Below are 457 nucleotides of genomic sequence, written 5' to 3' on the forward strand. Positions count from 1 at the left end.
CGGTCTGTCCCTTTCACAACCATACCCTGACAGCGCACGGACTGTATGGTGTCACTGGCAGGACAAAACTCAGCACCGTAAATACCAGCATCATAAGAGGCTGCCAGATACGTTGCTATCTTCTTTGTTCTTTTTATGGATAGGAAGAAAGAGAATGGTCTTCAAGCTGAACTTTGTTGTCACCAGTCTCTGCATGGCGATCGGCCTGTCTACATCTGCCACCTATGCATCAGGAGACAAGAGCAAACCTCTTCACCCCATTCCGTTACAGCCATTAGGTGTGATATCAACAGGCAGTATCGCCATACACTCTACAGCCAGCACACATATCTTCCCCGGTGAAACCACATCTTGCACCATACACAAGTCTGCCGATCACCACTTTGTACATTGCCATGGAAAAAAAAGAACCCAATTAACACTCACAAAATCAACGACTGTACAACAGCTGGCAGTT

The 457-nt window shown here is 46.8% G+C and carries 1 protein-coding gene; it reads left to right on the top strand.

What is annotated here, in order from left to right:
• Positions 1-154 precede the first annotated feature (154 nt).
• A partial coding sequence (locus tag E1189_RS24370; protein ID WP_230459843.1) for a hypothetical protein occupies positions 155-457 on the top strand: 303 nt, incomplete at its 3' end.

This window comes from Parendozoicomonas verongulae, assembly GCF_009711465.1.
Taxonomy (GTDB): domain Bacteria; phylum Pseudomonadota; class Gammaproteobacteria; order Pseudomonadales; family Endozoicomonadaceae; genus Sansalvadorimonas; species Sansalvadorimonas verongulae.